This window comes from Bradyrhizobium genosp. SA-3 (assembly GCF_004212635.1).
Taxonomy (GTDB): domain Bacteria; phylum Pseudomonadota; class Alphaproteobacteria; order Rhizobiales; family Xanthobacteraceae; genus Bradyrhizobium.
The window spans coordinates 33,033-58,901 of sequence record NZ_PSRT01000045.1 but is presented as its reverse complement, the minus strand read 5'-3'; the positions used below and the strand labels follow the sequence as shown (position 1 = coordinate 58,901).

General features: G+C 65.0%; 20 protein-coding genes and 1 pseudogene. 9 read left to right on the top strand and 12 right to left on the bottom strand.

Translation table 11 applies throughout. The annotated features are described in order from the left end of the window. Positions 1-284: 284 nt before the first annotated feature. Positions 285-1,499, bottom strand: a complete 1,215-nt coding sequence (rocD, locus tag CWO91_RS17695) for an ornithine--oxo-acid transaminase (RefSeq protein WP_130214822.1) — start codon at positions 1,497-1,499, stop codon at positions 285-287. A gap of 228 nt (positions 1,500-1,727) precedes the next feature. Next, positions 1,728-2,960, bottom strand: a complete 1,233-nt coding sequence (locus CWO91_RS17690) for a cytochrome P450 (RefSeq protein ID WP_130214820.1) — start codon at positions 2,958-2,960, stop codon at positions 1,728-1,730. Positions 2,961-3,066: 106 nt separating this feature from the next. Between CWO91_RS17690 and CWO91_RS17685 the strand changes: the two are divergent. The 9 genes and pseudogenes from CWO91_RS17685 to cnbZ all read left to right on the top strand — a co-directional run bounded on the left by CWO91_RS17685 (position 3,067) and on the right by cnbZ (position 14,488). Beyond that, a pseudogene (locus tag CWO91_RS17685) lies at positions 3,067-3,608 on the top strand (phosphonopyruvate decarboxylase). Beyond that, positions 3,605-4,195 (top strand): thiamine pyrophosphate-dependent enzyme, encoded by a 591-nt coding sequence (locus CWO91_RS17680; protein WP_130214818.1) that lies wholly within the window; start codon positions 3,605-3,607, stop codon positions 4,193-4,195. The pseudogene CWO91_RS17685 and the gene CWO91_RS17680 overlap by 4 nt, the downstream one beginning before the upstream one ends. Before the next feature lie 141 nt (positions 4,196-4,336). Further along, positions 4,337-5,023 carry a TetR/AcrR family transcriptional regulator gene (locus CWO91_RS17675; protein WP_165405519.1) on the top strand — a complete coding sequence of 229 codons (687 nt, stop codon included), beginning with the start codon at positions 4,337-4,339 and terminating at the stop codon, positions 5,021-5,023. Position 5,024: 1 nt separating this feature from the next. Then, entirely contained in the window at positions 5,025-6,215 is a 1,191-nt protein-coding gene (locus tag CWO91_RS17670) for an efflux RND transporter periplasmic adaptor subunit (protein ID WP_130214814.1), read from the top strand. Between the two features lie 69 nt (positions 6,216-6,284). Continuing rightward, on the top strand, positions 6,285-9,380 hold the full coding sequence (locus CWO91_RS17665) for a MexW/MexI family multidrug efflux RND transporter permease subunit (RefSeq protein ID WP_130214812.1): 3,096 nt from the start codon (positions 6,285-6,287) through the stop codon (positions 9,378-9,380). A 136-nt stretch (positions 9,381-9,516) separates the two neighbouring features. Then, a complete protein-coding gene (locus tag CWO91_RS17660) occupies positions 9,517-12,099 on the top strand; it encodes a sensor histidine kinase (RefSeq protein WP_130214810.1) in 2,583 nt (860 codons plus the stop codon). Continuing rightward, entirely contained in the window at positions 12,096-12,485 is a 390-nt protein-coding gene (locus CWO91_RS17655) for a response regulator (RefSeq protein ID WP_018315558.1), read from the top strand. Before CWO91_RS17660 ends, CWO91_RS17655 begins: the two co-directional genes overlap by 4 nt. Then, positions 12,482-13,732, top strand: a complete 1,251-nt coding sequence (locus tag CWO91_RS17650; protein ID WP_130214808.1) for an adenylate/guanylate cyclase domain-containing protein — start codon at positions 12,482-12,484, stop codon at positions 13,730-13,732. The genes CWO91_RS17655 and CWO91_RS17650 overlap by 4 nt, the downstream gene beginning before the upstream one ends. A gap of 9 nt (positions 13,733-13,741) precedes the next feature. Beyond that, the gene (gene cnbZ / locus CWO91_RS17645) at positions 13,742-14,488 is read left to right on the top strand and encodes a 2-amino-5-chloromuconate deaminase CnbZ (protein ID WP_130214806.1); all 747 of its coding nucleotides are present in this window, start codon (positions 13,742-13,744) and stop codon (positions 14,486-14,488) included. 172 nt (positions 14,489-14,660) lie between these two features. On the opposite strand, the gene CWO91_RS17640 is transcribed toward cnbZ, so the two are convergent. From CWO91_RS17640 to CWO91_RS17595, 10 genes are all read right to left on the bottom strand, one after another. Beyond that, a complete protein-coding gene (locus CWO91_RS17640; RefSeq protein WP_130214804.1) occupies positions 14,661-15,545 on the bottom strand; it encodes an ABC transporter permease in 885 nt (294 codons plus the stop codon). Positions 15,546-15,549: 4 nt separating this feature from the next. After that, the gene (locus tag CWO91_RS17635) at positions 15,550-16,491 is read right to left on the bottom strand and encodes an ABC transporter permease (RefSeq protein WP_130214801.1); all 942 of its coding nucleotides are present in this window, start codon (positions 16,489-16,491) and stop codon (positions 15,550-15,552) included. Positions 16,492-16,501: 10 nt separating this feature from the next. Beyond that, a complete protein-coding gene (locus CWO91_RS17630) occupies positions 16,502-18,010 on the bottom strand; it encodes an ABC transporter substrate-binding protein (RefSeq protein ID WP_130214799.1) in 1,509 nt (502 codons plus the stop codon). 22 nt (positions 18,011-18,032) lie between these two features. Next, positions 18,033-19,142: an ABC transporter ATP-binding protein gene (locus CWO91_RS17625; RefSeq protein WP_130214797.1), complete on the bottom strand. Its 1,110-nt coding sequence runs from the start codon at positions 19,140-19,142 to the stop codon at positions 18,033-18,035. 178 nt (positions 19,143-19,320) lie between these two features. Further along, positions 19,321-20,307, bottom strand: coding sequence for an ABC transporter ATP-binding protein (locus CWO91_RS17620; protein WP_130214795.1), 987 nt, complete (start codon positions 20,305-20,307; stop codon positions 19,321-19,323). Continuing rightward, positions 20,304-21,014, bottom strand: a complete 711-nt coding sequence (locus tag CWO91_RS17615) for a DUF1028 domain-containing protein (protein ID WP_130214793.1) — start codon at positions 21,012-21,014, stop codon at positions 20,304-20,306. Before CWO91_RS17615 ends, CWO91_RS17620 begins: the two co-directional genes overlap by 4 nt. Positions 21,015-21,024: 10 nt before the next feature. After that, positions 21,025-22,830 (bottom strand): gamma-glutamyltransferase family protein, encoded by a 1,806-nt coding sequence (locus tag CWO91_RS17610; protein ID WP_130214791.1) that lies wholly within the window; start codon positions 22,828-22,830, stop codon positions 21,025-21,027. Between the two features lie 79 nt (positions 22,831-22,909). Beyond that, positions 22,910-23,899, bottom strand: coding sequence for an ABC transporter ATP-binding protein (locus CWO91_RS17605; protein ID WP_130214789.1), 990 nt, complete (start codon positions 23,897-23,899; stop codon positions 22,910-22,912). After that, complete coding sequence (locus CWO91_RS17600) at positions 23,896-24,882, bottom strand: ABC transporter ATP-binding protein (protein ID WP_130214787.1); 987 nt, start codon at positions 24,880-24,882, stop codon at positions 23,896-23,898. Before CWO91_RS17600 ends, CWO91_RS17605 begins: the two co-directional genes overlap by 4 nt. Before the next feature lie 13 nt (positions 24,883-24,895). After that, positions 24,896-25,867: an ABC transporter permease gene (locus tag CWO91_RS17595; RefSeq protein ID WP_130214785.1), complete on the bottom strand. Its 972-nt coding sequence runs from the start codon at positions 25,865-25,867 to the stop codon at positions 24,896-24,898. Between the last annotated feature and the right edge of the window lie 2 nt (positions 25,868-25,869).

Below are 25,869 nucleotides of genomic sequence, written 5' to 3'. Positions count from 1 at the left end.
CGCCGGACGGGCCATGGCCGGTGGTGCTGCTGGCCGAGCTGCCGGCGCTGCGGCTGGACCGGGTGGTCCGCCCCGTCCGTGTCCCTGGCCGGGTCCTTGGGCGAACGCACCGAGGCTCGCCGACAGCATCGAGACACCAACTAAAACAGCCGTAAGGCAAACGCCACGCGGAAGCATGATGGTAGCTCCCAGCTCGTAATCGCCCACGACGTTTCAACGCGCAGGTGGCGGAATCGTTCGTTGTTGGCCGCTTCAGGCATTGCGATCTTCCGACGCAGGCGGCCTCAGGCGAAATCCTGCGTCAGGGTGGTGGCGAGCCGCTCCAGCGCCCAGTCGACTTGGTCGCTGGTGATCACCAGGGGCGGGGCGATGCGGATCGTCTGCTCGTGGGTATCCTTGGCGAGGATGCCTTTGCCCTGGAGCGCCTCGCAGTAGCGGCGCGCGCGCCCGGCCTCGGGATGCAGCTCGACCGCCAGCATCAAGCCGCGTCCGCGCACCTCGCGGATCGTATTGGCACGAATGTCCTTCAAGCCTTCCAGAAAGCGCGCGCCCTGCTTGGCCGCGTTCTCGATCATGCCTTCCTCGACCAGCACGCGGATCGCCGCGCGCGCCACCGCGCAGGCAAGCGGATTGCCGCCAAAGGTCGAGCCATGCTGCCCGGGTCTCAATGTCCCGAGCACGTCGTTGTTCGAGAGCACGGCCGACACCGGATAGAAGCCGCCGGACAAGGCCTTGCCGAGCAGCGTCACATCCGCCTCGATTCCCTCGTGCTGTTCGGCGAGCAGCTTGCCGGTGCGGCCAAGCCCGGTCTGGATCTCGTCGAGCACCAGCATCACGTTGTTGGTGGTGCAGAGCTCCCGCACCTTCGTGAAATAGCCGGCTGGAGGAATGACGACACCGGCTTCGCCCTGGATCGGCTCGACCAGGAAGGCGACGGTGTTTGGCGTGATGGCGTCTTCCAGCGCCGCGGCGTCGCCGAATGGGATGATCCTGAAGCCCGGCGCGAACGGACCGAAGTGGGTGCGTGTCTCGGGGTCGGTTGAAAAGCCGACGATGCCCAGCGTGCGTCCGTGGAAATTGTTGGCGCAGACGATGATCTCGGCCTGGCCGTCCGGCACGCCCTTCACCTCATAGCCCCATTTGCGGACCGACTTGATCGCGCTTTCGACCGCCTCGGCGCCGCTGTTCATCGGCAGCACCTTGTGGGAGCCGGTGAGCGCCGCGATCTCCTCGTAGAACAAGGCGAGCTGGTCGTTGTGGAAGGCCCGCGAGGTGAGTGTCAGCCTGTGCGCCTGTTCGACCATCGCCGCCAGGATCTTGGGGTGGCAGTGGCCCTGGCTGACCGCCGAATAGGCCGAGAGGCAATCGAGATAACGGTTGCCTTCGGTATCCCAGACCCAGACACCTTCGCCGCGCGACAGGACGACCCCGATCGGCTCGTAATTACGGGCCCCAAAGCGTGCTTCTGTTGCGATGAAATCAATGACCGACGAGCTCATCTGTCGTCACTCCATTGCTGCGCGCGGGGGCGTCAACCGACTGCACCGGCGGCCTTCAGCTTGATCTGGGGATCGGACTGCCGCCTTGGAAGCCTTCGTGCGCCCGATTGCGTGGCGCGGCCTGATTTGCCCGAAATGTCAGATAGTTCTGCGGAACCGCAGGGCGTCGTTCGCCGACCCAGGCTTTACTGTGCATGGGGTTGTTATCGTCATTTTTGTTTGGAGGCCTCAGCCGATCGCGCAGGGCACGCTCAAAAAGCCGCGAAACCGGACCCGTCCGCCCCGCACCGGCTGCCCGCTCACGGCATAGTTTGGGAAGCGCGCCAGGAAGCGCGAGATCGCGATCGCGCCTTCTAGCCGCGCGAGGGCCATGCCCGCGCATTGATGCGCGCCGGTGGCGAAGGCGAGGTGCCGGTTCGGCGTACGCGCGATGTCGAAGCGTTCGGGATCCGGAAACTGCGCGGGGTCGCGGTTGGCCGCCCCGATGCACAGCGTCACCGACGTGCCGGCGTCGAGCACGACGCCGCCGAGCTCGACCCGTTCGGTCGTCATGCGGTTGCCGAGCTGGTTGGAGCTCTCGTAGCGCAGCATCTCCTCCACGGCGGTCTTGATCATGTCGGGATTGTCGATCAGGCGCTGCTTCTGATCCGGGTTCCGGTGCAGGGCGACGAGGCCGTTGCCGATCAGGTTGGTGGTGGTCTCGTGACCGGCATTGAGCAGGAAGATGCAATTGTGCAGCAGCTCCTTCTCGGTCAGCCGCTCGCCGTTCTCCTCGCCGCTCCCTTCTCCTTGGATCAGGCGCGTCAGCACGTCGCGCTCGGGATTGCCGGGCTTTTGGCGTCGGCGCGCGACCAGCGTCTCGAGATAGGCGAGGAAGTCCTGTACCGCCTTGTTGCCGCGCGCAGCCGCTTGGGGCGACACCACCGGTTCGAGCGCGCCCAGGATCGCCAGCGACCAGTCGCGCAGCGGCGCGCGTTCCTCGTGAGGCACGTCGAGCAGATTGCCGATCACCTCGATCGGAATGGAGGCCGCAAAGTCCTCGATCAGCTCGCAAGACCCTTTGGCAGCAATGGCGTCGAGCAGGCCGTCGACCAGTTTGACGAGGTCGCCCTCCATTCCGGCGATCGCGCGCGGCGACAGCGCGCCCATGATCAGGCGGCGCACGCGGGTATGGGAGGGCGGATCGTTGAAGACGAGGCTCGTGGTGTGATGCTCGTAGAGCAGGCTGTCGCCGTATTTCGGCGCGAACTCGCGCTTCTTGTCCGAGCTGAACGATTTGGTGTTCTTGTAGGTGGTGACGAGATCGTCATAGCGGGTCAGGAACACGGTGCCGTTCGGCAGGCGCTTGACCGGCTCGTTCTCCCGCAGTGCACGATAGGTCGGATAGGGGTTGTCGTAGAACTCAGGCGTCAGCTTCTCGAGATCGAAGCTTGCCGCCAGCTCCTTCGCATCTGCGTTCATCCCGTTATACTCGCCGGTTAAAGCCGATATGCCGTTTTTGTTGTTCTGATCGACGCACGCATGCGTCTACAGTCGCGCCGTCTTTGCTAGCCGACCGGACAGGAAAATGCACGCGCGCGCTGACGCTCCCGACACGGCCCCGAATTGGCCCGACGATATTTTCGCGACATTGCAGCGCTTCGACGTCCGGCAGGTGCCGTACGTGCCCGACGCCGGTCACTCGAAGCTGATCCAGCGCGTGCTGGCCTCCTCCGCGATGCGCGGCATTGCGCTGACGACGGAGGAGGAGGGCGTGGCACTTCTCGCCGGCGCCTGGGCGGGCGGACAGCGCGGCGTGTTGCTGATGCAGTCGAGCGGCGTCGGCAATTGCATCAACATGCTGTCGCTGATCCCGATCCTGCGCTTTCCCTTCCTCACGCTCGTCACCATGCGCGGCGAGTGGGGCGAGTTCAATCCGTGGCAGGTGCCGATGGGATCGACCACGCAGGGCGGTTCGAGCTGTCCGGCGTCAAGGTGCTGCGCGCCTCGAACGCGGCCGAGGTGCCGGCCGTGTTGGAGGCGGCTGCAGCGCAGGCCTACAACGCGCTCACCCCCACCGCCGTCCTGTTGTCGCAGCGCCTGATCGGTGCCAAGGTTTTCACCAAATGAGCAAGGCCAATCTCCTCGACCGCCGCCAGGTGGTGTCCACGCTGCTCGCGGACCGCAAGGACGTCGTTGCGATCGGCGGCTTAGGTGCCTCCACCAACGACATGTGCGCCGCCGGCGACCACGCGCGCAACTTCTATCTCTGGGGCGGCATGGGTGGCGCTGCGATGATCGGGCTTGGGCTCGCACTGGCGCAGCCAAAGCTGCCGGTGCTGGTCATCACAGGCGATGGCGAGATGCTGATGGGCATGGGCAGCCTCGCCACCATCGGCCTGCAAAAGCCGGCCAATCTCTCCATCGTCGTGCTCGACAACGAGGCCTATGGCGAGACCGGCGGCCAGACCAGCCACACCTCCGCGGCCGCCGACCTCGTCGGCATCGCCAGGGCCTGCGGCATCGAGGACAGCCGGGCCGTCACGACCATGGCCGAGGTCGAGGCCTTCGCAAAGGCCGTCCACGACGTCTCCGTGGGCCCCCGCTTTGCCAATGTGAAGATCGACAGCGCCAGCGTCGAGCGGATCTTGCCGACCCGGGATGGGACCTACATCGTCAACCGGATCCGTGGCGACCTGGGTTTCCAGCCGATCTAGGACCAGCCTTGCCCGGCGCCCCGTTCTGCTCGTGCGCCGTGTACTCTAGCCAGTTTCTACTGAATCTAGAGGTTGCGATGCAACATATTGCTTGACTTCTGCGTGGGTGAGTGCTTACTCACTAGCATGAGCTCATTGCGTATGACGAGCGACCTGAGGCGTCAATTGATCCTCGGTGCCGCGAAACGCTGCTTTGCCCGACACGGCTATAACGGCACCACGACCAAGAGCGTGGCGGCCGCCGCTGCCATTTCCGAGGCGCTGCTGTTCAAGCATTTCCCGTCCAAGGCGGCGCTCTACGCCGAGATCCTGAGCGACGAATGCGAGGCCGATCCGGCCCTGATGGAGTTGCTCGAACGGGAGCCATCGACGGCTACCCTGGTCGAGCTGATCCGCGGCATGGTCCAGCATTTCCTCGCGATCGCAGACGGGCCCGACCAGGAAGAGGCGCAGCGCCTGCGGCTGATGGCCACGAGCCATTTGGATGACGGCGAATTCGCCCGTTTGCTATATGCCAAGATCGAGACGCTGATCGGGGCTATCTTCGTCACCTCGCTCGAGCGCGCGATTGCGGCCGGGGACGCGCGGCCGTGCACTGGCGATCTGCTCAACCTGTTCTGGTTCGCGCATCATTCGGCGATGACCGCGGCGCTGACCAGGCTGCCGGCCACGCCCTGTCTCGCCTACGGCAAGGCAAACGATCTGGAGCGGCAGCTCTGTGAGTTTCTCCTGAGGGGTATCGGACTTAACGACGCCGCAATTGCTTCGCATCTGGGCCACAATCAGGCCGCGGGTGCCGGCAAGGCGGCGATTGCAGAAAGTGCATGACATGAACATCGTAGCTGAACACAAGATATCGGGCGAACCGATCGACAAAGCGCCGAAGCGTCCGGTCAGGCCGGTGCGCTGGTTCATCATCGTCGGCACGCTTCTGGCCGTGCTCGTCGGTGGTCTCGTCTGGTTCAATTATTTCCGCGGCCAGATGATCAAGCAGTTCTTCGCCAACAACAAGCCGCCGCCGGTCGCCGTCAGCGCAGCCGAGGCGAAGTCCGAAGTGGTGCCGAACCTGCTCACCGCGGTCGGCGGCCTTGCCGCCGTGCACCAGGTCGACGTCTCCGCCGACGTCAACGGTCGCGTCACCGAGATCAAGTTCGAGCCGGGTACGCGTGTCGAAGCCGGCACGCCGCTGGTGCAGCTGTTCGACACGCCCGAGCAGGGCGATCTCGCCAACTACAAGGCGCAGGCGACCGTCGCCCAACTGTCGCTCGATCGCGCCAAGCAGCTGGCCTCGCGCCAGTTCGGCCCGCAGGCGACCGTCGACCAGGCGCAGGCCGCCTACGATCAGGCGCAGGCGGGCATCGCCAAGACCGAGGCGCTGATCTCGCAGAAGCTGGTGCGCGCGCCGTTCTCCGGCGATCTCGGCATGCGCAAGGTCGAGGTTGGCCAATATCTGACGGCCGGCACCGCCATCGTGTCGCTGACCGATTTGTCGGAGCTGTGGGCCAACTTCACGGTGACGGAAAAGGATTCCGGCAGCCTCAAGGTTGGACAGGTCGTGCGGTTGAAGGTCGACGCCTATCCGGGCCGCACCTTCGAGGGCAAGATCACCACGATCGAGCCGCAAATCTCGACCGACACCCGCAACATCCGCGTGCAGGCGACGATTGCCAATCCGGAGAGGATCCTGAAGCCGGGCATGTTCGTGACCACCACGGTGGTGCTGCCAGACAAGCCGGCCGTGATCACCGTGCCGGAGACGGCGGTCGACTACACGCTGTACGGCGACTCGGTGTTCGTGATCACCGAGAAGAAGGAAGAGGACGGCAAGACCAGCCTCTCCGCGGTGCGCACCTTCGTGCAGACCGGCAACCGGGTCGAAGGTCGCGTCGAGATCGTCAAGGGCCTGAAGCCGGGCGACAAGGTCGTCGCCGTCGGCCAGCTCAAGCTGCAATCGGGCGCGCCGGTGTCGATCTCGACCGACCCGGCCCCGGCAATCCCGGCGCAGACGCCGCGCTACTGACAAATACATTCACGTGATCCGGCTCGGCCGGATCACGCCTCTTGAGACATAGAAATCGAGATCGCCGCGATGGCCTTTACCGACATTTTCATCAAGCGACCGGTCCTGTCGGTCGTTGTCAGCCTGCTGATCCTGCTGATCGGCTTGCGCGCGGCGATGGTGCTGCCGATCCGGCAATATCCCAAGCTGTCGAACACGGTCATTAACATCACGACCGTCTATCCCGGCGCATCCGCGGACCTGATCCAGGGCTTCATCACCACGCCGATCGAGCAGGCGGTCGCTTCCGCCGAGGGCGTCGACTACATCACCTCGTCCTCGGTGCTCGGCACCTCGACGATCCAGGTCTACATCAAGCTGAACTTCGATCCGAATCAGGCGCTCACTGAGGTGCTGGCCAAGACCAACTCGGTCAAATACCTGATCCCGAAGGAGTCCAACGACCCGATCGTCACCAAGACCACGGGCCAGACCACGGCAGTGATGTATCTCGGCTTCTCGTCCGAGGAGCTATCGGGCTCGGCGATCTCGGATTATCTGACGCGCGTGGTGCAGCCGGTGCTGTCGACCGTCGACGGCGTGGCCTCGGCCGACATTTTGGGCGGCCAGACCTTCGCGATGCGGCTGTGGCTTGATCCCGTGAAGATGGCCGGCCGCAACGTGTCGCCGGCCGATGTCGCCGCCGCGATCACCGCCAACAACTTCCAATCCGCGGCGGGCCAGACCAAGGGCTATCTCATCGTCTCGAACGTCTCGACGAATACGGGCCTGACCGACGTCAACCAGTTCAAGAAGATGATCGTCAAGGCCAAGGACGGCGGCTTCGTGCGGATGGAGGACATCGCCACCGTCGAACTTGCGGCCCAAAGCACCGATGCGAGTGTTGCCTTCAATGGCGAGCACGCGATCTTCATCGGCGTGCAGGCGACGCCACAGGGCAATCCGCTGACGCTGGTCAAGGGTGTGCGCGCGCTGTTCCCCGAGCTCGAACGCAATCTGCCACCGTCGATGAAGATGAAGGTCGCCTACGACTCGACCAAGTTCATCCAATCCTCAATCGACGAGGTCGAGAAGACGTTGGGCGAAGCCGTGATCATCGTGATCGTGGTAATCTTCCTGTTCCTCGCCTCGCTCCGCTCGGTCATCATTCCCGTCGTCACGATTCCGCTGTCGATGATCGGCGTCTGCACGCTGATGCTGGCGCTGGGCTTCAGCTTCAACCTCCTGACCTTGCTCGCGATGGTGCTCGCGATCGGCCTTGTGGTCGACGACGCCATCGTCGTGGTGGAGAACATCCATCGCCACCTTGAGGAGGGCAAGACGCCGGTACAGGCGTCGCTGCAAGGCGCGCGCGAAATTGTCGGCCCCGTCATCTCCATGACCATCACGCTCGCCGCCGTGTACGCGCCGATCGGCTTCCTTGGCGGTCTTACCGGTTCGCTGTTCCGCGAATTCGCGTTCACCCTCGCGGGCTCGGTGATCGTGTCGGGCGTGATCGCGCTGACGCTGTCGCCGATGATGTGCTCGGTGCTGCTGAAGAACACCGAAGAGGGCCGCTTCGCCAAGCTCGTGAACCGGGTGTTCGGCGCGATCACGCGGTGGTACGGGCGCAAGCTCGACCGCTCGTTGGATTACAAGGCGATCACCGGTCTGTTCGCGGTGACGATCCTCGGCCTGGTCGGCTTCCTCTACATGCACACCTCGAAGGAGCTGGCGCCGGAGGAAGACCAGGGCATCGTGTTCGCGGTGACCAAGGCGCCGAAATACGCCAACATCGACTATGTCGATTTCTATGGCGAGAAGCTCGACAAGGAATTCCAGAAATTCCCCGAGACCGATCTGCGTTTCGTGCTGAACGGCATCAATGGCCCGCAGGGCGGCATCGCCGGCATGCTCTTGAAGCCCTGGGACGAGCGCAAGCGCTCGTCGATCCAGCTGAAGCCGCTGGTGCAGGCCGAACTGTCCAAGATCGAGGGCGTGCAGGCCTTCGCCTTCAACCTGCCGCCACTGCCGGGCGGACCGGGCGGTCTCCCGATCCAGATGGTGATCAACTCCACCGCCGGCTTCCAAACTGTCTATGAGCAGATGGAGAAACTGAAGGACGCCGCACGCAAGAGCGGCATGTTCATCGTCTCCGACAGCGACCTCGCCTACAACCAGCCGAACGTGAAGGTCACGATCGACCGTACCAAGGCGCAGGACCTCGGCGTCAACATGCAGAACCTCGGTTCTACGCTCGCGGTGCTGCTCGGCGGCAACTACATCAACCGCTTCAACCTCGAGGGCCGTTCCTATCAGGTGATCCCCCAGGTGCCACGCGGCAAGCGTCTGTCGCCGGAATCGCTCGGCGGCTACTATGTGACGACCAACACCGGCCAGCAGCTCCCGCTGTCGACGGTGGTGTCGATCGAGACCAAGACCGACCCGAATTCGCTGACGCACTATAATCAGTTGAACTCGGCGACGTTCTCGGCCGTGCCGATGCTCGGCGTGACCGTTGGTGCGGCGGTCGACTTCCTCGAAGGCGAGGCCAAGAAGCTGCCGCAAGGTTTCAGCCACGACTATCTGGCCGATAGCAGGCAATACGTTCAGGAGGGCAACCAGCTCGCCATCACCTTCGGCTTCGCGCTGATCATCATCTTCCTGGTGCTGGCGGCGCAATTCGAGAGTCTGCGCGACCCGCTGGTGATCATGATCTCGGTGCCGATGGCGATCGTCGGTGCGCTGATCCCGCTGTTCTTCGGCGCGGCGACGATGAACATCTACACCCAGGTCGGCCTGCTCACCCTGGTCGGCCTGATCACCAAGCACGGTATCCTGATGGTGGAGTTCGCCAACGAGCTCCAGGTCAACGAGCGGCTCGACCGCCGCTCGGCCATCGAGATGTCGGCCCGTATTCGTCTGCGCCCAATCCTGATGACCACGGCCGCGATGGTGACGGGCCTGATCCCGCTCCTGACCGCGACCGGCGCCGGCGCGGCCAGCCGCTTCTCGATCGGTCTGGTCGTCGTGGCCGGCATGTCGATCGGCACGCTGTTCACGCTGTTCGTGCTGCCGGCGGTCTATGTGGTGCTGGCGACCGACCATCGTGCGGCGGCCGATTCGGAGCGGAACAAGCAGGTCAACGAGCTCGACCTTGGCACCAAGGCGCTGCGGACGACCTGAGGCCGCCAGGCAAGCAAGTTCAAGGGCGGCAGCGGCCAACCCGTTGCCGCCCCTTTTCGTTTTCCCGCGCCGATACGGCTGCTCTATCCCGCGCTAGCGAGAGACAAGGTCCGGTCTTCTTGCTAGGTTCCGAGGGATGAGCCTTTCCCTCCATCCCGACACCCCGCAAGCCAGGACGCTGCCGAGCGCGGCGCCGGGGGAGGGCGCGTCCGGCGAAGCGGTGGGCCGCGGGATCAGGACCCGGCTGTTCACCAAATATGTCGCGCTGTTCGTGGCAGTGGTCGCCGTCGCGCTGCTCGCCAACGGCCTGTTCGAGGTCTTCTTCTATTATCGTGAGCACAAGGCCTCGCTGATCCGGGTCCAGCACGAGCAGGCCGAGGCGGCCGCGGCCAAGATCGGCCAGTTCGTCAAGGAGATCGAGAGCCAGCTCGGCTGGACCACGCAACTGCCCTGGTCTGGGGGCTCGATCGAGCAGCGCCGCTTCGACGCGCTGCGGCTGCTGCGCCAAGTGCCTGCCGTCACCGAGCTCGCCCAGGTGGATTCGACCGGCAGGGAGCGGTTGCGGGTCTCGCGACTGGCGATGAACTCTGTCGACAGCGGGATCGACCTATCGAGCGATCCGAAATTCACCGAAGCGGTCGCGCACAAGGTCTATTACGGAGCCGTCTATTTCCGCCGGGAGTCCGAGCCCTACATGACGCTGGCGCTGGCCGGTCCGCGCAAGGATGCCGGCGTCAGCATCGCCGAGGTCAACCTCAAGCTGATCTGGGACGTGGTCTCGCAAATCAAGGTCGGCGAGCACGGGCATGCCTATGTGGTCGGACCGGAAGGGCGCCTGATCGCGCATCCCGATATCAGCCTGGTCCTACGCAACACCGACATGTCTGGTCTCGCGCAAGTGCGCGCCGCGCAGGCCGGCAGTGGCACCACCTCCGAAGCGCTTCCCGAAGCGCGCAATATCCAGGGGCAGAAGGTGTTGACCGCATCGGCCCCTATCGCGCCGCTGGGCTGGACCATGTTCGTAGAGCTTCCTGTCGAGGAGGCCTATGCCGCGCTTTATGCCTCGTTGCAGCGGCTCGCGATCGTGCTGCTGGCGGCTTCGATCTTCGCGGTGCTTGCGGGGATCTTTCTCGCGCGCCGCATGGTCGGACCGATCCAGGCGCTGCGCAGCGGCGCCGAGCGGATCGGCGGCGGCGACTTCTCCCAGCGCATCTCGATCAAAACCGGCGACGAACTCGAAGGTCTCGCCAACCAGTTCAACGAGATGGGCGCGCGCTTGCAGGAATCCTATGCCGACCTCGAGAACAAGGTCGAACGGCGCACAGCGGAATTGAGCGCGTCCCTGCAGCAGCAGACTGCGACCGCCGACGTGTTGAAAGTCATCAGCCGTTCGGCGTTCGACCTGCAAGCCGTGCTGAACACGCTTGTTGGCTCGGCAGCTCGCTTGTGTGACGCGGACGAGGGGACGATCTTCCGGCCCAGCGATGGCGTTTTCTATTTGGCGGCAAGCTGCGGGCTTGACGCGGAGCAGGAAAACAAGCTTCGGACATTCGCGTCCGTACCTGAACGGGGAAGTGTGGTCGGCCGCACGCTGCTCGATGGCAAGACGGTTCATGTCCCGGATGTGCAGGCCGACCCGGAATATGCGCCCTCGTCCGCCCGAAGGCGCGCCAACGTGCGTACGATGCTGGGTGTACCCCTGCTTCGAGAGGGGACGCCGATCGGGGTGTTCGTTCTGACACGACACGAGGTGCGGCCGTTTAGCGCGAAGCAGATCGAACTCGCCACGACCTTCGCAGACCAGGCCCTTATCGCGATCGAGAATGTCCGATTGTTCGAGGAAGTCCAGGAACGTACCAGAGAGTTGTCGCAGTCGCTCGACGACCTGCGCGCCGCCCAGGATCGCCTGATCCAGACCGAGAAGCTCGCGTCCCTCGGCCAGCTCACGGCGGGCATCGCCCACGAGATCAAGAACCCGCTCAATTTCGTCAACAACTTCTCCGCGGTGTCGACGGAGCTGATCGACGAGCTCAAGGAGACCCTGCGGTCGGCCGCGCTCGATGGCAAGACGAAGGAGGAGGTCGACGAACTGACCGGCATGCTCAGGGGCAATCTCGAGAAGGTGGTGCAGCACGGCAAACGCGCCGATTCCATCGTCAGGAATATGCTGCTGCATTCGCGCGAGGGCTCCGGCGAGCATCGCGCCGTCGACATCAATGCAGTCGTGGAGGAGAGCCTCAATCTGGCCTACCACGGCGCGCGCGCCGAAAGACCGGCCTTCAACGTCACGCTCCAGCGCGAGCTCGATCCGGCCGCCGGTATGGTCGATATCTATCCGCAGGAGATCACGCGCGTCTTCCTCAACCTGATCTCCAACGGCTTCTATGCCACTGCCAAGCGCAAGGAGAGCGCGGGCGAGGCCTTCGAGCCGACCTTGCGCACGGCAACGAAGAACCTCGGCGATAGAGTCGAAATCCGGATCCGCGACAACGGCACCGGGATTCCGCCCGAGGTGAAGCAGAAGATGTTCAATCCCTTCTTCACCACCAAGCCAGCCGGCGAAGGCACCGGGCTCGGCCTTTCCATGAGCCACGACATCGTCGTGAAGCAGCACGGCGGCACGATCGACGTGAACACCGAGCCCGGTGTATTCACCGAATTCACCATCACGCTGCCGCGCACGATGGCGGCAGGCGAAACTACTGGAGACAAGACTTGAACGTTTACATCCTGGTCGTCGATGACGAGCCCGACGTCGAGGCGCTGTTCCGGCAGCAATTCCGGCGCGAGCTGCGCGCGGGACGCTTTCAGATGGAATTTGCGTCCTCTGCGCCCGATGCGCTCAAGCGCGCCGCCGAGGTTCGCGATCCCTCGCTGATCCTGATTCTCTCGGACATCAACATGCCCGGCATGAGCGGGCTCGACATGTTGCCGAAGGTGCGTGCCGCGCATCCGGACGTTCCCGTCATCATGATCACGGCCTATGGCGACGCGGAGACGCGCCGGAAAGCGATCGAGCGCGGCGCCGTCGGGCTCCTGACCAAGCCGATCGACTTTGCGCTGCTGCGGCAGGAGATCGACACGAGGCTCGAGCAAGCTGCATGACTGCGACCATCCTCTTCGTCGATGACGAGCCGGACCTCGAGGCGCTGATCCTGCAAAAATTCCGCAGGCAGATCCGGGAGGGGCTCATCGACATCATGTTCGCGCGCGACGGCCTCGAGGCGCTGCAATCGCTCGAGCAGAATCCGCATGTCGACATGGTGGTCTCCGACATCAACATGCCGAGGATGGACGGACTGTCGCTGCTCGCGAAGCTCCAGGAGGCCGAGGACAAGAAGTCGACCATCATCGTCTCCGCCTATGGCGACATGAGCAACATCCGCACCGCCATGAACCGCGGTGCGTTCGACTTCTTGACCAAGCCGATCGATTTCGCCGATCTGGAAGCCACGATCGATAAAACCATTCGCCATGTCGAGATGCTGCGCGAGGTGCGGCGGCGCCAGATGGAGGCCGAGCGCGCCCACGCCTCGCTGTCGCGGTTCTTCTCGCCGGAGATCGCCAGACGCCTGGCGGCGGATGTCGCCGGCGACGGCATGGAGGTGCAGTGGCGCGAGGTCGCGACCATCTTCACCGACATCACCGGCTTCACGTCGCTGGTGGAGAGCGCGGCGCCCCAGATGCTCGGCGAGCTCCTCAATGAATATGTCGGCGGCATGACCGAGATCGTCTTCGCGCATGAGGGGACGGTCACGAAAATCATCGGCGATGCGATCCAGGTGCTCTTCAACGCGCCGGGGGACCAGCCGGATTATGCGACGCGCGCGGTCGCCTGCGCCCATGATCTCGACGCCTGGGCGGAGGACTTCTCGGCGCGTTGGCGGGGAAGAGGCGTGAATTTCGGGACCACGCGGATCGGCGTGCATGCGGGCCCGGCGCTGGTCGGCAATTTCGGCGGCAATCGCTTCTTCGACTACACCGCCTACGGCGACACCATCAATATCGCGGCGCGGCTGGAGGCTGCCAACAAGCATCTGGGAACGCGCATTTGCGTCAGCGCCAGCGTCGCCAAGTCGGCCGAAAATTTTCAAGGCCGCCCCATAGGCGAGCTGATGCTGCGCGGACGCAGCGAGCCGCTGCGCGCATTCGAACCGCTGCCGCAGGCCAAATTCGAAGCGCCGGAGACGGCGCTATATTCCGAGGCTTTTGCCAAGATGGAGGCCGGCGACGCCGCCGCCATGCCGGCCTTTGCCGCGCTGGTCGGCATGCACGCCGATGATCCCCTGGCCGGCTTTCACCTGAAGCGCCTGCTCAACGGCGCCAAGGGCATTCGCATGCAACTGGAATAGGAGTCCGTCATGATTCGTGAGTTCTCTGCCGGCAATTATCGTTTCATTCCGTCCGTGTTTCAGTATTCGGCGGGCGCTGCTGCAGATGACGGCTACGAGATCGAGCGCGTCCGGTTCGACCGCCTGGTGCCGCTTGCGGAAGGATTTGCGCTGGCTGCAAAGTTCATCCAGGAAGCAGGGCGGCCGCTGACGGCATTCTGTGCCTGCGAATTGCGCTCGCCGGCGGCTTTCAGCGAGGAAGGCTTTCGGGCGTTCAACCTGCACTATGTGAAGACGCTATCGGAATGGGGCATCTTCGACGGCACCACCAATCCAGTGGCACGCAGCAATGTCTGTCCCGAGATCGATCCGCCCTCCGAGCCGTCATTTTATGCGTTCTCCTTCACGCGCCCGACGACGGCGAAAGCGCCGAGCTTCGTGATCGCCGGCGGCGCCGAGGCACGCGAGGGCAGCGGCACCTATGTCGAGCGCACGGTGCGCTACCGCGATCTCAGCCCGGAAGGGCTGCGGGAGAAGGTGCGCTTCACCACGACCTCGCAGATGGAGAACCGCATGGCGGCCTTCGGCTTCGGCTGGAAGGACACCACCGGCGTGCAGGCCTATTCGGTGCACGACTTCCACCACGCGCTGGTCGACGAGCTGGTCCGTCGCGGCGCGCTGCGCTCCGGCCTGACCTGGCATTTCGCCCGGCCTCCCGTGGTCGATCTCGAATATGAGATGGATTGCCGCCGCGTGATGCGCGAGGTGGTGATTTGATACGTCGACGGTCGATCTTCACCTCTCCCAAGGGGAGAGGTCGGCGCGTAGCGCCGGGTGAGGGGTTATGTTCCCTCGATGGAGCTGATCCCCTCACCCGAATTGCTTCGCAATTCGACCTCTCCCTCCGGGAGAGGTGAACGAACCTCGCCGTCAGCTTTTTTCCGTCGCTTCAGCGCTGGCGCGGGTCGAGTGCGTCGCGCAGGCCGTCGCCGAGCAGGTTCAGCGACAGCACCACCAGGAAGATCGCGAGCCCCGGCCAGATCGCCATCCAGGGCGCCTGGGTCAGGAAGCGCTGTGCGGCATTGAGCATGCTGCCCCATGACGGTGCCGGCGGCTGCTGGCCGAGGCCGAGGAAGGACAAGGCGGCTTCGGCGATGATCGCGGCGGCGATCGATAGCGTCGCCTGCACCAGCAGTGCCGGCAGGATGTTCGGCAGGATATGCGAGAACGCGATGCGCCACGGCGGATTGCCGAGCGCGCGCGCAGCCTCGACATAGTCTTCGGCCTTGACGCTGAGCACTTGGCCGCGGGTCAGGCGGATGAAGATCGGCGTTGCCGAGATGCCGATCGCGATCATGGCATTGCCGAGGCTCGGACCGAGGAATGCCGCCAGCGCAATCGCCAGGATCAGGAACGGGCAGGCGAGCATTGCGTCGGTGATCCGGCTGATCAGCGCATCGGTGAAGCCGCCGCGATAGCCGGCGACGAGGCCCAGCGGCAGGCCAATGCTGAGCGCGATGGCGACCGAGATCAAGCCAGCGAGCAGCGAGGCTCGCGCGCCGTAGATCACGCGGCTCAGGATGTCGCGGCCGAGCTCGTCGGTGCCGAACCAGTGCGCGGCGGTCGGCGGCTTGCGCACCAGGCTCCAGCTCGTCGCGACGGGATCGTAGGGAACGACGATCGGTGCAAGCACCGCAAGAAGGATGAACGCGATGATCACGATGAGGCCAAACACAGCGGCCTTGCGCTTGAACAGACGCCGCCGCGCGCGGCGTGCCGGGCTGTCCGGCTCGTGAGCTTGCGTGACGGAACTGGCGAGCGCTGTGTCGGTCATGGCACTAGCCCCGTAGCCGCGGATTGACGAGGATATAAGCGACGTCCGCAACGAGATTCAGCGTGATGTAGACCGTGGCCGTCACCAGCACCACGCCCTGCACGACCGCATAGTCGCGGTTGAACACGGCATCCACGATCAGCTTGCCGAAGCCGGGGATGGAGAAGATCTGCTCGGTCAGCACCGCGCCCGACAGCAGCGTGCCGAGCTCGAGCGCGCCGAGCGTGATGATAGGCGTCAGCGCGTTGCGCATCGCGTGCTTGAGGATGACCGAGCGTTCCGACAGTCCCTTGGCGCGCGCCGTGCGGACATAGTCGCTCTCCAGCACCTGGAGCATGGCGCTGCGGGTATGCCGCATCAGGATCGCGGCAATCGCATTGCCGAGCACGAAGGCGGGCATGATGGTGGCCGCCAGACTCGCGCGCCAGTTTTCGGTGAGCGGCACATAGCCCGAGGCCGGCAGCCAGCCGAGCTCGATCGAGAACAGGAAGATCAACATGATGCCGAGCCAGAAATTCGGCGTGGAGATACCCCACAGCGCGAAGAAATTGGCGCCGTAGTCCCAGGCGGTGCCTTTCTTCACGGCCGCGACGATGCCGGCGGGAATGCCGATGCAGAACGCGATCAGGATCGCCATCGAGCCGAGCTGCAGCGTCACCGGCAGCTTCTGTGCGATCAGCTCGCGCACCGGCATCTTGTTGCGCAGCGACTCGCCAAAGTCGCCCGACAGGACGCCCTTGATCCAGTAGGCATACTGCACGGGAACCGGCTGATCGAGCCGGTACTGATGCCGGATCTGCTCGATCACCGCAGGATCGCGCTCTTCGCCCGCCATCACCAGCGCGGGATCGCCCGGCAGCAATTGTTGCAGCGAGAAGATCAGCACCGACACGAAGAACAGCGTCGGCACGATCTGCACAAGGCGGCGGGCGAGGAAGTTCAGCATCCCTTCGGCGTCACTTCAGCTTGAGACCGACCACGCGCACGAGGCCGTCGGGCATCTGCCTGTAACCTTCGAGCTTGGTCGTGTGCGCGATGATGATGCGGCGATGGTAGAGGTAAAGGAGGGGCTCTTCCTCCTGGACCAGTTTCGCCAGAGCTTCGTAACTGCCTTTGCGCTTGGCGGGATCGGTCACCGCTCGCGCATCCTCCAGCGCCTTGTCGGCCTGTGCATTGTTCCACGCGCCGTAGTTCTGCGGCGCGCCGCTGTGCAGGAAGACGTAGGTGTTGCCGTCGGGATCGACGCGGCCGCTCCAGGCGAGCATGTAGGCCTGGTAGTCTCCGGCCTCGGCCTGCTTCAGTCCGGTCGCGAATTCGGTGAGGCGGATCTTCATGTCGAAGCCGGCTTCGGCCGCCATCGACTGGATCACCTGCGCCGGCGTCTCCGTCTCCGCGCCCTTTGGCACCAGGAAGTCGACGCTGACTGGCGGCGTCCCGCCGGCTTCCTTCAGCAGCGCCTTGGCTTTCTCGACGTTGCGGGGACGGACCGTAAGGGATTTCTGATAATAGGGATGATCAGGATTGACCCATTGATTGCCAACCTGGAACTCGCCGTTGAACACGACCTGGTTGATCGCCTCGCGGTCGATGGCGAGATCGAGCGCCTGTCGCACCTTGGCGGACTGGCTGAGCGGCCCCTTGGCCTTGTCCTTGCCGATGTTGAGGGTGACCCCCTGATAGCCCAGCTCGATGGCGGTCGCGACCTTCAGCCGTGAATCCCCGCGGACCTCCTTGAGGTCGGTGGCGAGCACGCGCTCGATCAGGTCGAGCCCGCCGGATTTCAAGTTGGCGAGCCGCACCGTGGCGTCGACGATCGGTTGGAATACGATACGGTCGATGAAGACGTTGTCCTTGTTCCAGTAGTCGGAAAACTTCTCGAATACGATGCGGTCCTGCTGCACGCGCTCGACGAATTTGTAGGGGCCGGCGCAGACCGGACGCAGGCCGAATTTGTCGCCGGCTTCCTTCGCCGCCTTCGGCGACATCATCATGCCGGCACGATCGGTGAGCTGCGCGAGCAATGGCGAGAACGGCGACTTCAGCACAAGCTTGATTGTGAGGGGGTCGACGATATCGATGTGGTCGACTGAGGCCAGCTCCGGCTTGCGGAAGGAGCCCGGGAAGGTCAGGTGGCGCTCCAGCGAGAACTTTGCGGCCTCGGCATCGAACGGCTCGCCGTCGTGGAATTTCACGCCGGGGCGGAGCTTGATGACGAGCGCCTTGCCGTCGTCGGCCGTTTCGCTGGACAGCGCGAGCTGCGGCACGATGTTGAGCTTCTCGTCGATGTCGAACAGCTTGTCGCAGAACGCGGAGAACACGATGCGGCCGACATAGGTGCGCGCCATCGAGGGATCGAGGATGTCGGGATCCTCGGCAAGACCGATGCGCAGCGTGGTTTGGGCTTGCGCTGTTACGACCGACAGCAGGAAGGCGGTGGCCGTTGCGGCCAGGCGAAACATCTTCATCGGACAATCCCCATTGCTTCGGCTACGTCGTTGTGGGCGCGGTGCCTTGTATACCAACCCCGGAGACGGCCGCGCCTTCCGTCTTTCGGCTGAAGGCCGCGATCAATCTTGCAAGTGCCGGCGAAAACCCGCCGGCGGCCGGCAGGATGGCGTCGGCAGGCGGCAGCTCGCTCACGCGGTGACAGGCGGCGGCGTGGCCCGCGCGGTCGGCCACGAGCTCCGGCGCCTCGGTGCGACAGCGCGCGATAACGAAGGGGCAGCGGGTGTGGAAGCGGCAGCCGGCCGGCGGGTTGAGCGCGCTCGGGATCTCGCCCGTCAATAGGACCGTCGTTCGCTTCGCTTTCGGCTGTGGCAGGGGAATCGCGGACAAAAGCGCCCGGCTATAGGGATGGCGCGGTGCTGCGAAGAGCGCGTCGGCCTCCGCGGTCTCGACGATCTGGCCGAGATTCATCACCGCCACGTGGTCGGCGATGTGCTTGACCACGGCCAGATCATGCGAGACGAAGATGTAGGCGAGGCCGAGCCGGTCCTGGAGCTCGCGCAGGAGGTTGAGAATCTGTGAGCGGATCGAGACGTCCAGCGCCGAGACCGGCTCGTCGCAGATGATCAGCTTCGGCTCGACCGCGAGCGCGCGGGCGATGGCAATGCGCTGGCGCTGACCGCCGGAGAATTCGTGCGGATAGCGCTGCGCCAGCCGCGGCTCCAGCCCGACCAGCCGCAACAGCTCCGCGACCCGCTCGTGCCGTTGTTTCGGCCGTACCAGATCGTGGAGCGCCAGCGGCTCGGTCAGGATCTGGCCAACGGTCGTGCGTGGGTTGAGCGAGGCGTAGGGGTCCTGGAAGATGATCTGGGCTTCACGGCGGAAGGCGCGGAGCGCATTGGCGTCCAGGGAGAGAAGATCGCGGCCGTCAAAGCGCACCGTGCCCGCATCCGGCTCGATCAGCCGCAGCACCAGGCGGCTGACGGTGGATTTGCCGCAACCGGACTCGCCGACCAGGGCCAGCGTCTTGCCGGCTTTGAGCGAGAAGGAGACGCCATCGACAGCTTTGACATGCGCCAGCGCCCGGCCGAACAGCGAGCGTTCGGCGACGAAATGCTTGACCAGGCCTTGGACCTCGAGCAGTGCGGTCATCGCCTCTGCTCCTCGCGAACACCGATCTCGTGTCCCGGGCGCGGCGCAGCACAAGGTGTTGCGCCGCTGAACCGGGACCCAGTGTGCCGCCATATGGGCCTCGGTTCAGCAGCGCACCACGGCGCTTCGCTTGTGCTGCGCTGCACCCGGGGCACGAGAGGGGAGAGCTGCGCCATTATCACACCAGGAGTTCCAAGGGCGCGCGGATGCAGCGCGAGAGGTGACTGGGGCTGACTTCGATCAATGGCGGCGGCGCCTTGGTGCAGGCATCCAGCACGAACGGGCAGCGCGCGGCGAAGCGGCAGCCGACGGGCGGCTGCGCCATGTTCGGCACCATGCCTTCGATTGTGGCGAGTTGCTCGGCGCGATGGTCGAGGCGCGGGATCGAGCCGAGCAAGCCGACGGTGTAGGGATGCTGCGGTGCCGAGAACAATTCGTCCACCGGCGCGCGCTCGACGATCTCACCGGCATACATCACCGCGACCTCGTCGCAGACCTCGGCGACGACGCCGAGATCATGCGTGATCAGGATGATGGCGGCACCGCTCGCCGCCTTCAACTCCCGCATCAGCTCCAGAATTTGGGCCTGCAAGGTGACGTCGAGCGCCGTGGTCGGCTCGTCAGCAATCAAGAGGCGCGGATCGCAGGCAAGCGCCATCGCGATCATCACGCGCTGGCGCATGCCGCCGGAAAGCTTGTGCGGGAATTCGTCGATCCGTCGCTCGGGTGAGGGAATGTGGACGCGGCGCAGGAGCTCGATCGCCCGCTCGCGCGCATTGCGCCGCGAACCGCCGCGATGGCGCAGGATCGTCTCGATGATCTGGTCGCCGATGGTCAGGCTCGGGTTGAGCGAGGTCATCGGTTCCTGGAAGATCATCGCCAGACGGTTGCCACGGAGGTCGCGCAGGGTTTGGTCAGGGGTGCTCAGCAGGTCGAACCCCTCGAAGCGGATCGCGCCCGATATCTCCGCGCTTTGCTTCGGCAGCAGACCCATGATCGCCAGCGACGTCACGCTCTTGCCGCAGCCGGATTCGCCGACGAGGCCGAGCGTGGCGCCATTGGCGACGCTGAGATCGACGCTGTCGACCGCATGGGTGATACGGCCATCGTCGCCGTGGAAGCGGATGCGCAAATCCTCGATCTCGATGAGGGGACTGGCGTTCATGGCTGTCTTGCGCGGGCTGCTTTGATGCTGGCGTCGATGACGCTGCGATCGGTGTTGCCGGTCGGGTTCTGCCGCGTCGGCATGGAGGCGCGGAAGTGCACCCAGAGCTCGTGGCTGACCCGCTCGAGCCGTTCGAGCTCCCCGAGCGGATCGGGATGATCGTCGGCGCGAATGTCCAACGCCGGCCATTCCTCTTCGCCATGGATCAGCAGCGCCGCCGACTGCTTGCCGCGCTTGTCACCGCCGGCGGCTTCGCCTGCGCGCATGGCCGCGAGCAGACGGCGCGGGAAGGGCAGGCTATCATTGGTGATGTAGGTTTTTGCGGTCTCGTCGAGCACGTCGGCGCCCGCAAGCATGTTGCCGGCGATGGAGAAGCCGCTGCCCGCGATGTGCCCGCACCAGTCGATACAATCGCGCCCGGTATGTACTGCGATCTCGCCGCTCGCATCCATGATGTGGATCTGGCGGCTCTCGCGACCGTCGTCGGCAGCGAGCAGCGCGGCAAGGACGTCGTGTGCATTGAGGCCTTCGCGCAGCAGCTTGACGCCGTCGATGCCGTAATAGGGATCGACCAAGGCCTGCGTGGCGATTGCCCCGAGTCCAGCGGCAATGTACGGGACATGCGCGCCCACGGCGAAGAATCGGGTCGCGACGGTAATGCCGAATTGGCCGGTGGCAGGATCTCGCGCGATGATCGACCAGGTCATTTTCTGCCCATCAGCGTCCTACGGCGTAGCCCTGCATGCCGCGGGGATTTGCGGCAGCGCGCCGGCGCACGCCGACGCGCGAGGCCGCGGTGAGGCGGCCTTCCGACCAGTCGGGACCGACCTCGACGATGTGCCCGCGCTCGCGAAGGTTCTCGATCGTGGCCTTCGGCACGCGGTTCTCGACCACGAGCACGCCCGGGCGCGCGGTGCGCGGCCAGAACGAGATCGGGAAGTGTTCGGAGTGCCAGGCCGGCGCGTCGATCGCCTCCTGGAGATTGAGGTTGCAATGGACGTGGCGCAGGAAGAACTGCGTGATCCATTGGTCCTGCTGATCGCCGCCGGGCGAGCCCCAGGCCAGATAGGGCTCGCCATCGCGCAGCGCCATGGTCGGCGACAGCGTGGTACGCGGCCGCTTGCCCGGCGCGAGCGCGGCGGGATGGTCCTCCTCGAGCCAGAACATCTGCGCACGGCTGCCGAGGCAGAAGCCGAGCTCCGGAATGATGGGCGAGGATTGCAGCCAGCCGCCCGATGGTGTCGAGGACACCATGTTGCCGGCTTTGTCGATGATGTCGAAATGCACGGTGTCGCCGCGCACCTCGCCGAAGCGGCCCACGGTCGGCTCGCCGGCACCGAGTGCGCCGACCGCCTCGCGTTGGCCCTCGGCACGGCGAAGCTTGACCACGCCACCAAAACCTTCGACCGAGCCGGGCACGAAGTCGAGCGAGGCCTTGTCGGTGACGAGCTTGCGGCGCTCGTGGTTATAGGCATCCGACAGCAACGTCGTGATCGGGATCTCGTTGAATTTGGGATCGCCGTAGAACTTTTCGCGGTCGGCGAATGCTAGCTTGGCGCATTCGATCTGAAGATGGATGAACTCCGGCCCGGTCGGATCGAGCCCGTCGAGTGCAAAGCCCTTCAACAGAGCGAGCTGCTGGAGCGTCACCGGGCCCTGGCTCCAGACGCCGGCCTTGCAGACGGTGTAGCGGCCATAATCGTAGGTGAGCGGCGCCTCGATCGTCGGTTGCCAGCGCGCCATGTCGTCCGCAGAGAGCACTCCGCGATGCGGTGAGCCGCTGACGTCCATGACCTCCTGGGTGCGGCAGAATTTGTCGATGGCTTCTGCGACAAAGCCTTGCGACCAGGCTTTTCGCGCGCGCTCGATCTCGGCGTCGCGGCCGCCGCCGCCGCTCTCGGCTTCGCTGAGAATGCGGGAGTAGGTCGCAGCCAGCGTCTTGTTGGTGAACAGCGTTCCGGGCTTCGGCACCTCGCCATTCGGCAGGTACACGGCCGCCGAGGTCGGCCAGTGCGTGCGGAATAGCTGCTCGACGGTCTGGATCGTGGCGCAGGCGCGCTCGACCAGCGGATAGCCGTCACGCGCATAGGAGATCGCGGGCTCCAGCACGTCCCGCACGCGCATCGTGCCGTAGTCGCGCAGCAGCATCATCCAGGATTCGAAGGTCCCGGGAACGCAGGCGGCGAGCAGGCCGGTGCCGGGCACCATGTCGAGGCCTTCGCTCTTATAGTGCGCGATGGTGGCGCGCGCCGGTGCCGGGCCTTGACCGCAGATCACTTCGGTGCGGCCGCGCTTGACGTCATGGACGATGACAGGCACGTCGCCGCCGGGGCCGTTCAGATGCGGCTCGACCACCTGGAGCGTGAAGGCAGTGGCGACACCGGCGTCGAAGGCGTTGCCGCCCTTCTCCAGGATGGCCATGCCGACGGCGGTTGCGATCCAGTGCGTGGTGGCGATGACCCCGAAGGTGCCTTCGATCTCCGGCCTCGTCGTGAATGGATCGGGATTGATCTTGCTGGCCATGGACTACCTCATTTGCGGCGCGCAATTGATCACAGGCGATGTCGCGCCGCCAATGCGCAGGCCGCATGGCACGCGCGCGTCACGCCGGGACCGGGGCGGTGTTGACCGCGTGGCAGGCGACGCCGTCGATTAGTTCCGGGGTCTCCTTGCGGCAGAGATCGAACGCCAGCGGACAGCGCGGGTTGAAGGCGCAGCCGGAGGGGGGATGGATCGGGTTCGGGATCTCGCCCTTCACCGGAATGCGCTGGCGACCGCTCATGGCAAGATCAGGCACGGCACCTAGCAGCATCTTGGTGTAGGGCATGCGCGGGCGGGCGAACAGCTCGCGTCCTTCCGCGATCTCGACGATGCGGCCGAGATACATCACGCCGACGCGGCTCGCCATGTGGCGGACCACGGCGAGGTTGTGGCTGATGAACATGTAGGTCAGGCCGAACTTGTCCTGGAGATCGCGCATCAGGTTCAGGATCTGCGCCTGCACGGAGACGTCGAGCGCCGAGGTCGGCTCGTCGCAGACGATGAACTCGGCGTCCGATGCCAGCGCGCGCGCGATCGCGATGCGCTGGCGCTGGCCGCCGGAGAATTCGTGCGGAAATTTCAGCCGGTCGTCTGGATGCAGGCCGACGAGGCTGAGCAGTTCGCCGACGCGGGCCTGGATGTCACGCTCGCCCTGGATCAGGTCGAAGGCGCGGATCGGCTCAGAGATGATGGCGTCGACCCTGAAGCGCGGGTTCAGGCTCGCATAGGGGTCCTGGAAGATCATCTGGATGCGGCGGCGCAGCTTTCGCCGCGCCGACGCCTGTCGCGGATCGGTCATCGACACGCCGTCGATCAGCACATCGCCGGAGCTCGGCGGCAACAGGCCGACGACCATGCGCGCCACCGTGGTCTTGCCGGAACCGGATTCGCCGACCAGGGCGAACGTCTCGCCCTTCCTGATCTCGAAGCTAACGTGATCGACCGCCTTGAGGTATTCGAGATGCCCGCCTTCGAGCACGCGGTTGAGCCATGGCTTCGAGACGTCGAAGACGCGGCGCAGATTGGTGGCCTGGATGAAGGGAGCGCTCATGCCGCGCTCTCCGCCGGCACGTTGTCATAGAGGTGGCAGGCGACCGACTGAGCGCCACGTGGGAGCGGCTCCGGCCGTTCCACCCGGCAGCGGTCGAAGGCAAAGGCACAGCGCGGATTGAACGAGCAACCCGGCGGAATCGCCGACAGGCGCGGCATGGAGCCGGGTATCTGCACGAGACGCTTGTCGTCTCCGGCCAGCGTCGGGATCGCGCCCATCAGGCCCCTGGCGTAGGGGTGCAGCGGGTTCTTCACGACGTCCTGCACCGGACCGATCTCGGCGATGCGGCCGGCATACATCACCGCGACCCGGTCCGACGTCTCCGCGATCACGCCCATGTCGTGGGTCACCAGCATCACGGCGGTGCCGTGGTCGCGCCCGAGCCGTTTGATCAGCGAGATGATCTGCGCCTGCACGGAGACATCGAGCGCGGTGGTCGGCTCGTCTGCGATGATCAGTTCCGGCTCGGCGCAGATCGCCAGCGCAATCACCACGCGCTGGCGCATGCCGCCGGAGAATTCGTGGGGATAGCCGTCGATGCGCTTTTCCGGCGCGGGAATGCCGACTTCGGCCAAGAGGTCGATGGCGCGGCGGCGCGCCGCTTGTTCGGAGAGATTGAGGTGGGTCCGGATCGTCTCCACGATCTGGTCGCCGACCCGGTAGAGCGGATTGAGCGAAGTGAGGGGATCCTGGAAGATCATACCGATGCGCTTGCCCCGGATGCGGCGCATCTCCTCCGGCGGCAGATTGTCGATGCGCAGGCCCGCGAGATGGATCTCGCCGCCGGAGATGCGGCCGGGTGGATCGATCAGGCCGATCACCGAGAGGCCGGTGACGGATTTGCCGGCGCCGGATTCGCCGACGACGCCGAGCACCTCGCCCTTGGCGATGTCGAACGACACGCCGTCGATGGCGCGCAGCGTGCCGCGGCGGGAGGCGAACTCCACATGAAGATTGCGCACGGAGAGGACAGGTTCGGTCATGGGCGAGCCGTACTCATCTGAGCTTCGGGTTCAGCGCGTCGCGCAGCCAGTCGCCGAGCAGATTGATCGAGAGGATCAGCGCTGCCAGCGCAAGCCCGGGGAAGGCGACAATCCACCATTCGCCGGCGAACAGGTAGTTGTTGCCGATCCGGATCAGCGTCCCGAGCGAGGGCATGGTGTCGGGCAGGCCGACACCGAGGAAGGACAGCGTCGCCTCGGTGATGATGGCCAGCGCGAGGTTGATGGTGGCGATGACCAGGATCGGGCCCATCGTGTTCGGCAGCACATGCCGCAGCATGATCTTTGGCGCGGGCAGGCCGATCAGCTGCGCGGCGGCGACATAGTCCTTGTTCTTTTCGACCATGACGGAACCGCGCACCGTTCGGGCGTACCCCACCCAGAAGCTCAGTCCGATCGAGATCACCAGCACGACCAGCATGCTGTTGGCATCCAGGCGGTTGCCCAGGATGGATTTCGCGATGCCATTGACCAGCAGCGCGATCAGGATGGCGGGGAAGGTGAGCTGCACGTCGGCGATCCGCATGATTACGCCATCAACCGCGCCCCCGAAATAGCCGGCGATCAGGCCGAGCGCGATGCCGAGGGCGCCGGCGAAGATCACGCCGGCCACGCCGACGGCGAGCGAGATGCGCATCCCGTAGAGAATGGCGGAGAACACGTCGCGGCCCTGCTCGTCGGTGCCGAGCAGGAATGGGCTCTGGCCGTCCGCGGTCCACAGCGGTGAAATCCGCGAATTCATCAATTGCAGTTGGGCCGGATCGAAGGGGTTCTGCACCGCGAGCCAGGAGGCAAAGATCGCGAGCAGGAAGAACAAGACCGTGATGGCGGCCGCCACCATGGTCAGCTTGGAGCGTCGGAACGAATAGAAGAGGTCGCTGTCGAGCGCGCGGCTGAACCAGCTGTGGGCGGCATGCGTCGGCTGCGCGCTCGGCTTGTCGGAATTGGAAGCGACTGCGTCGGACATGC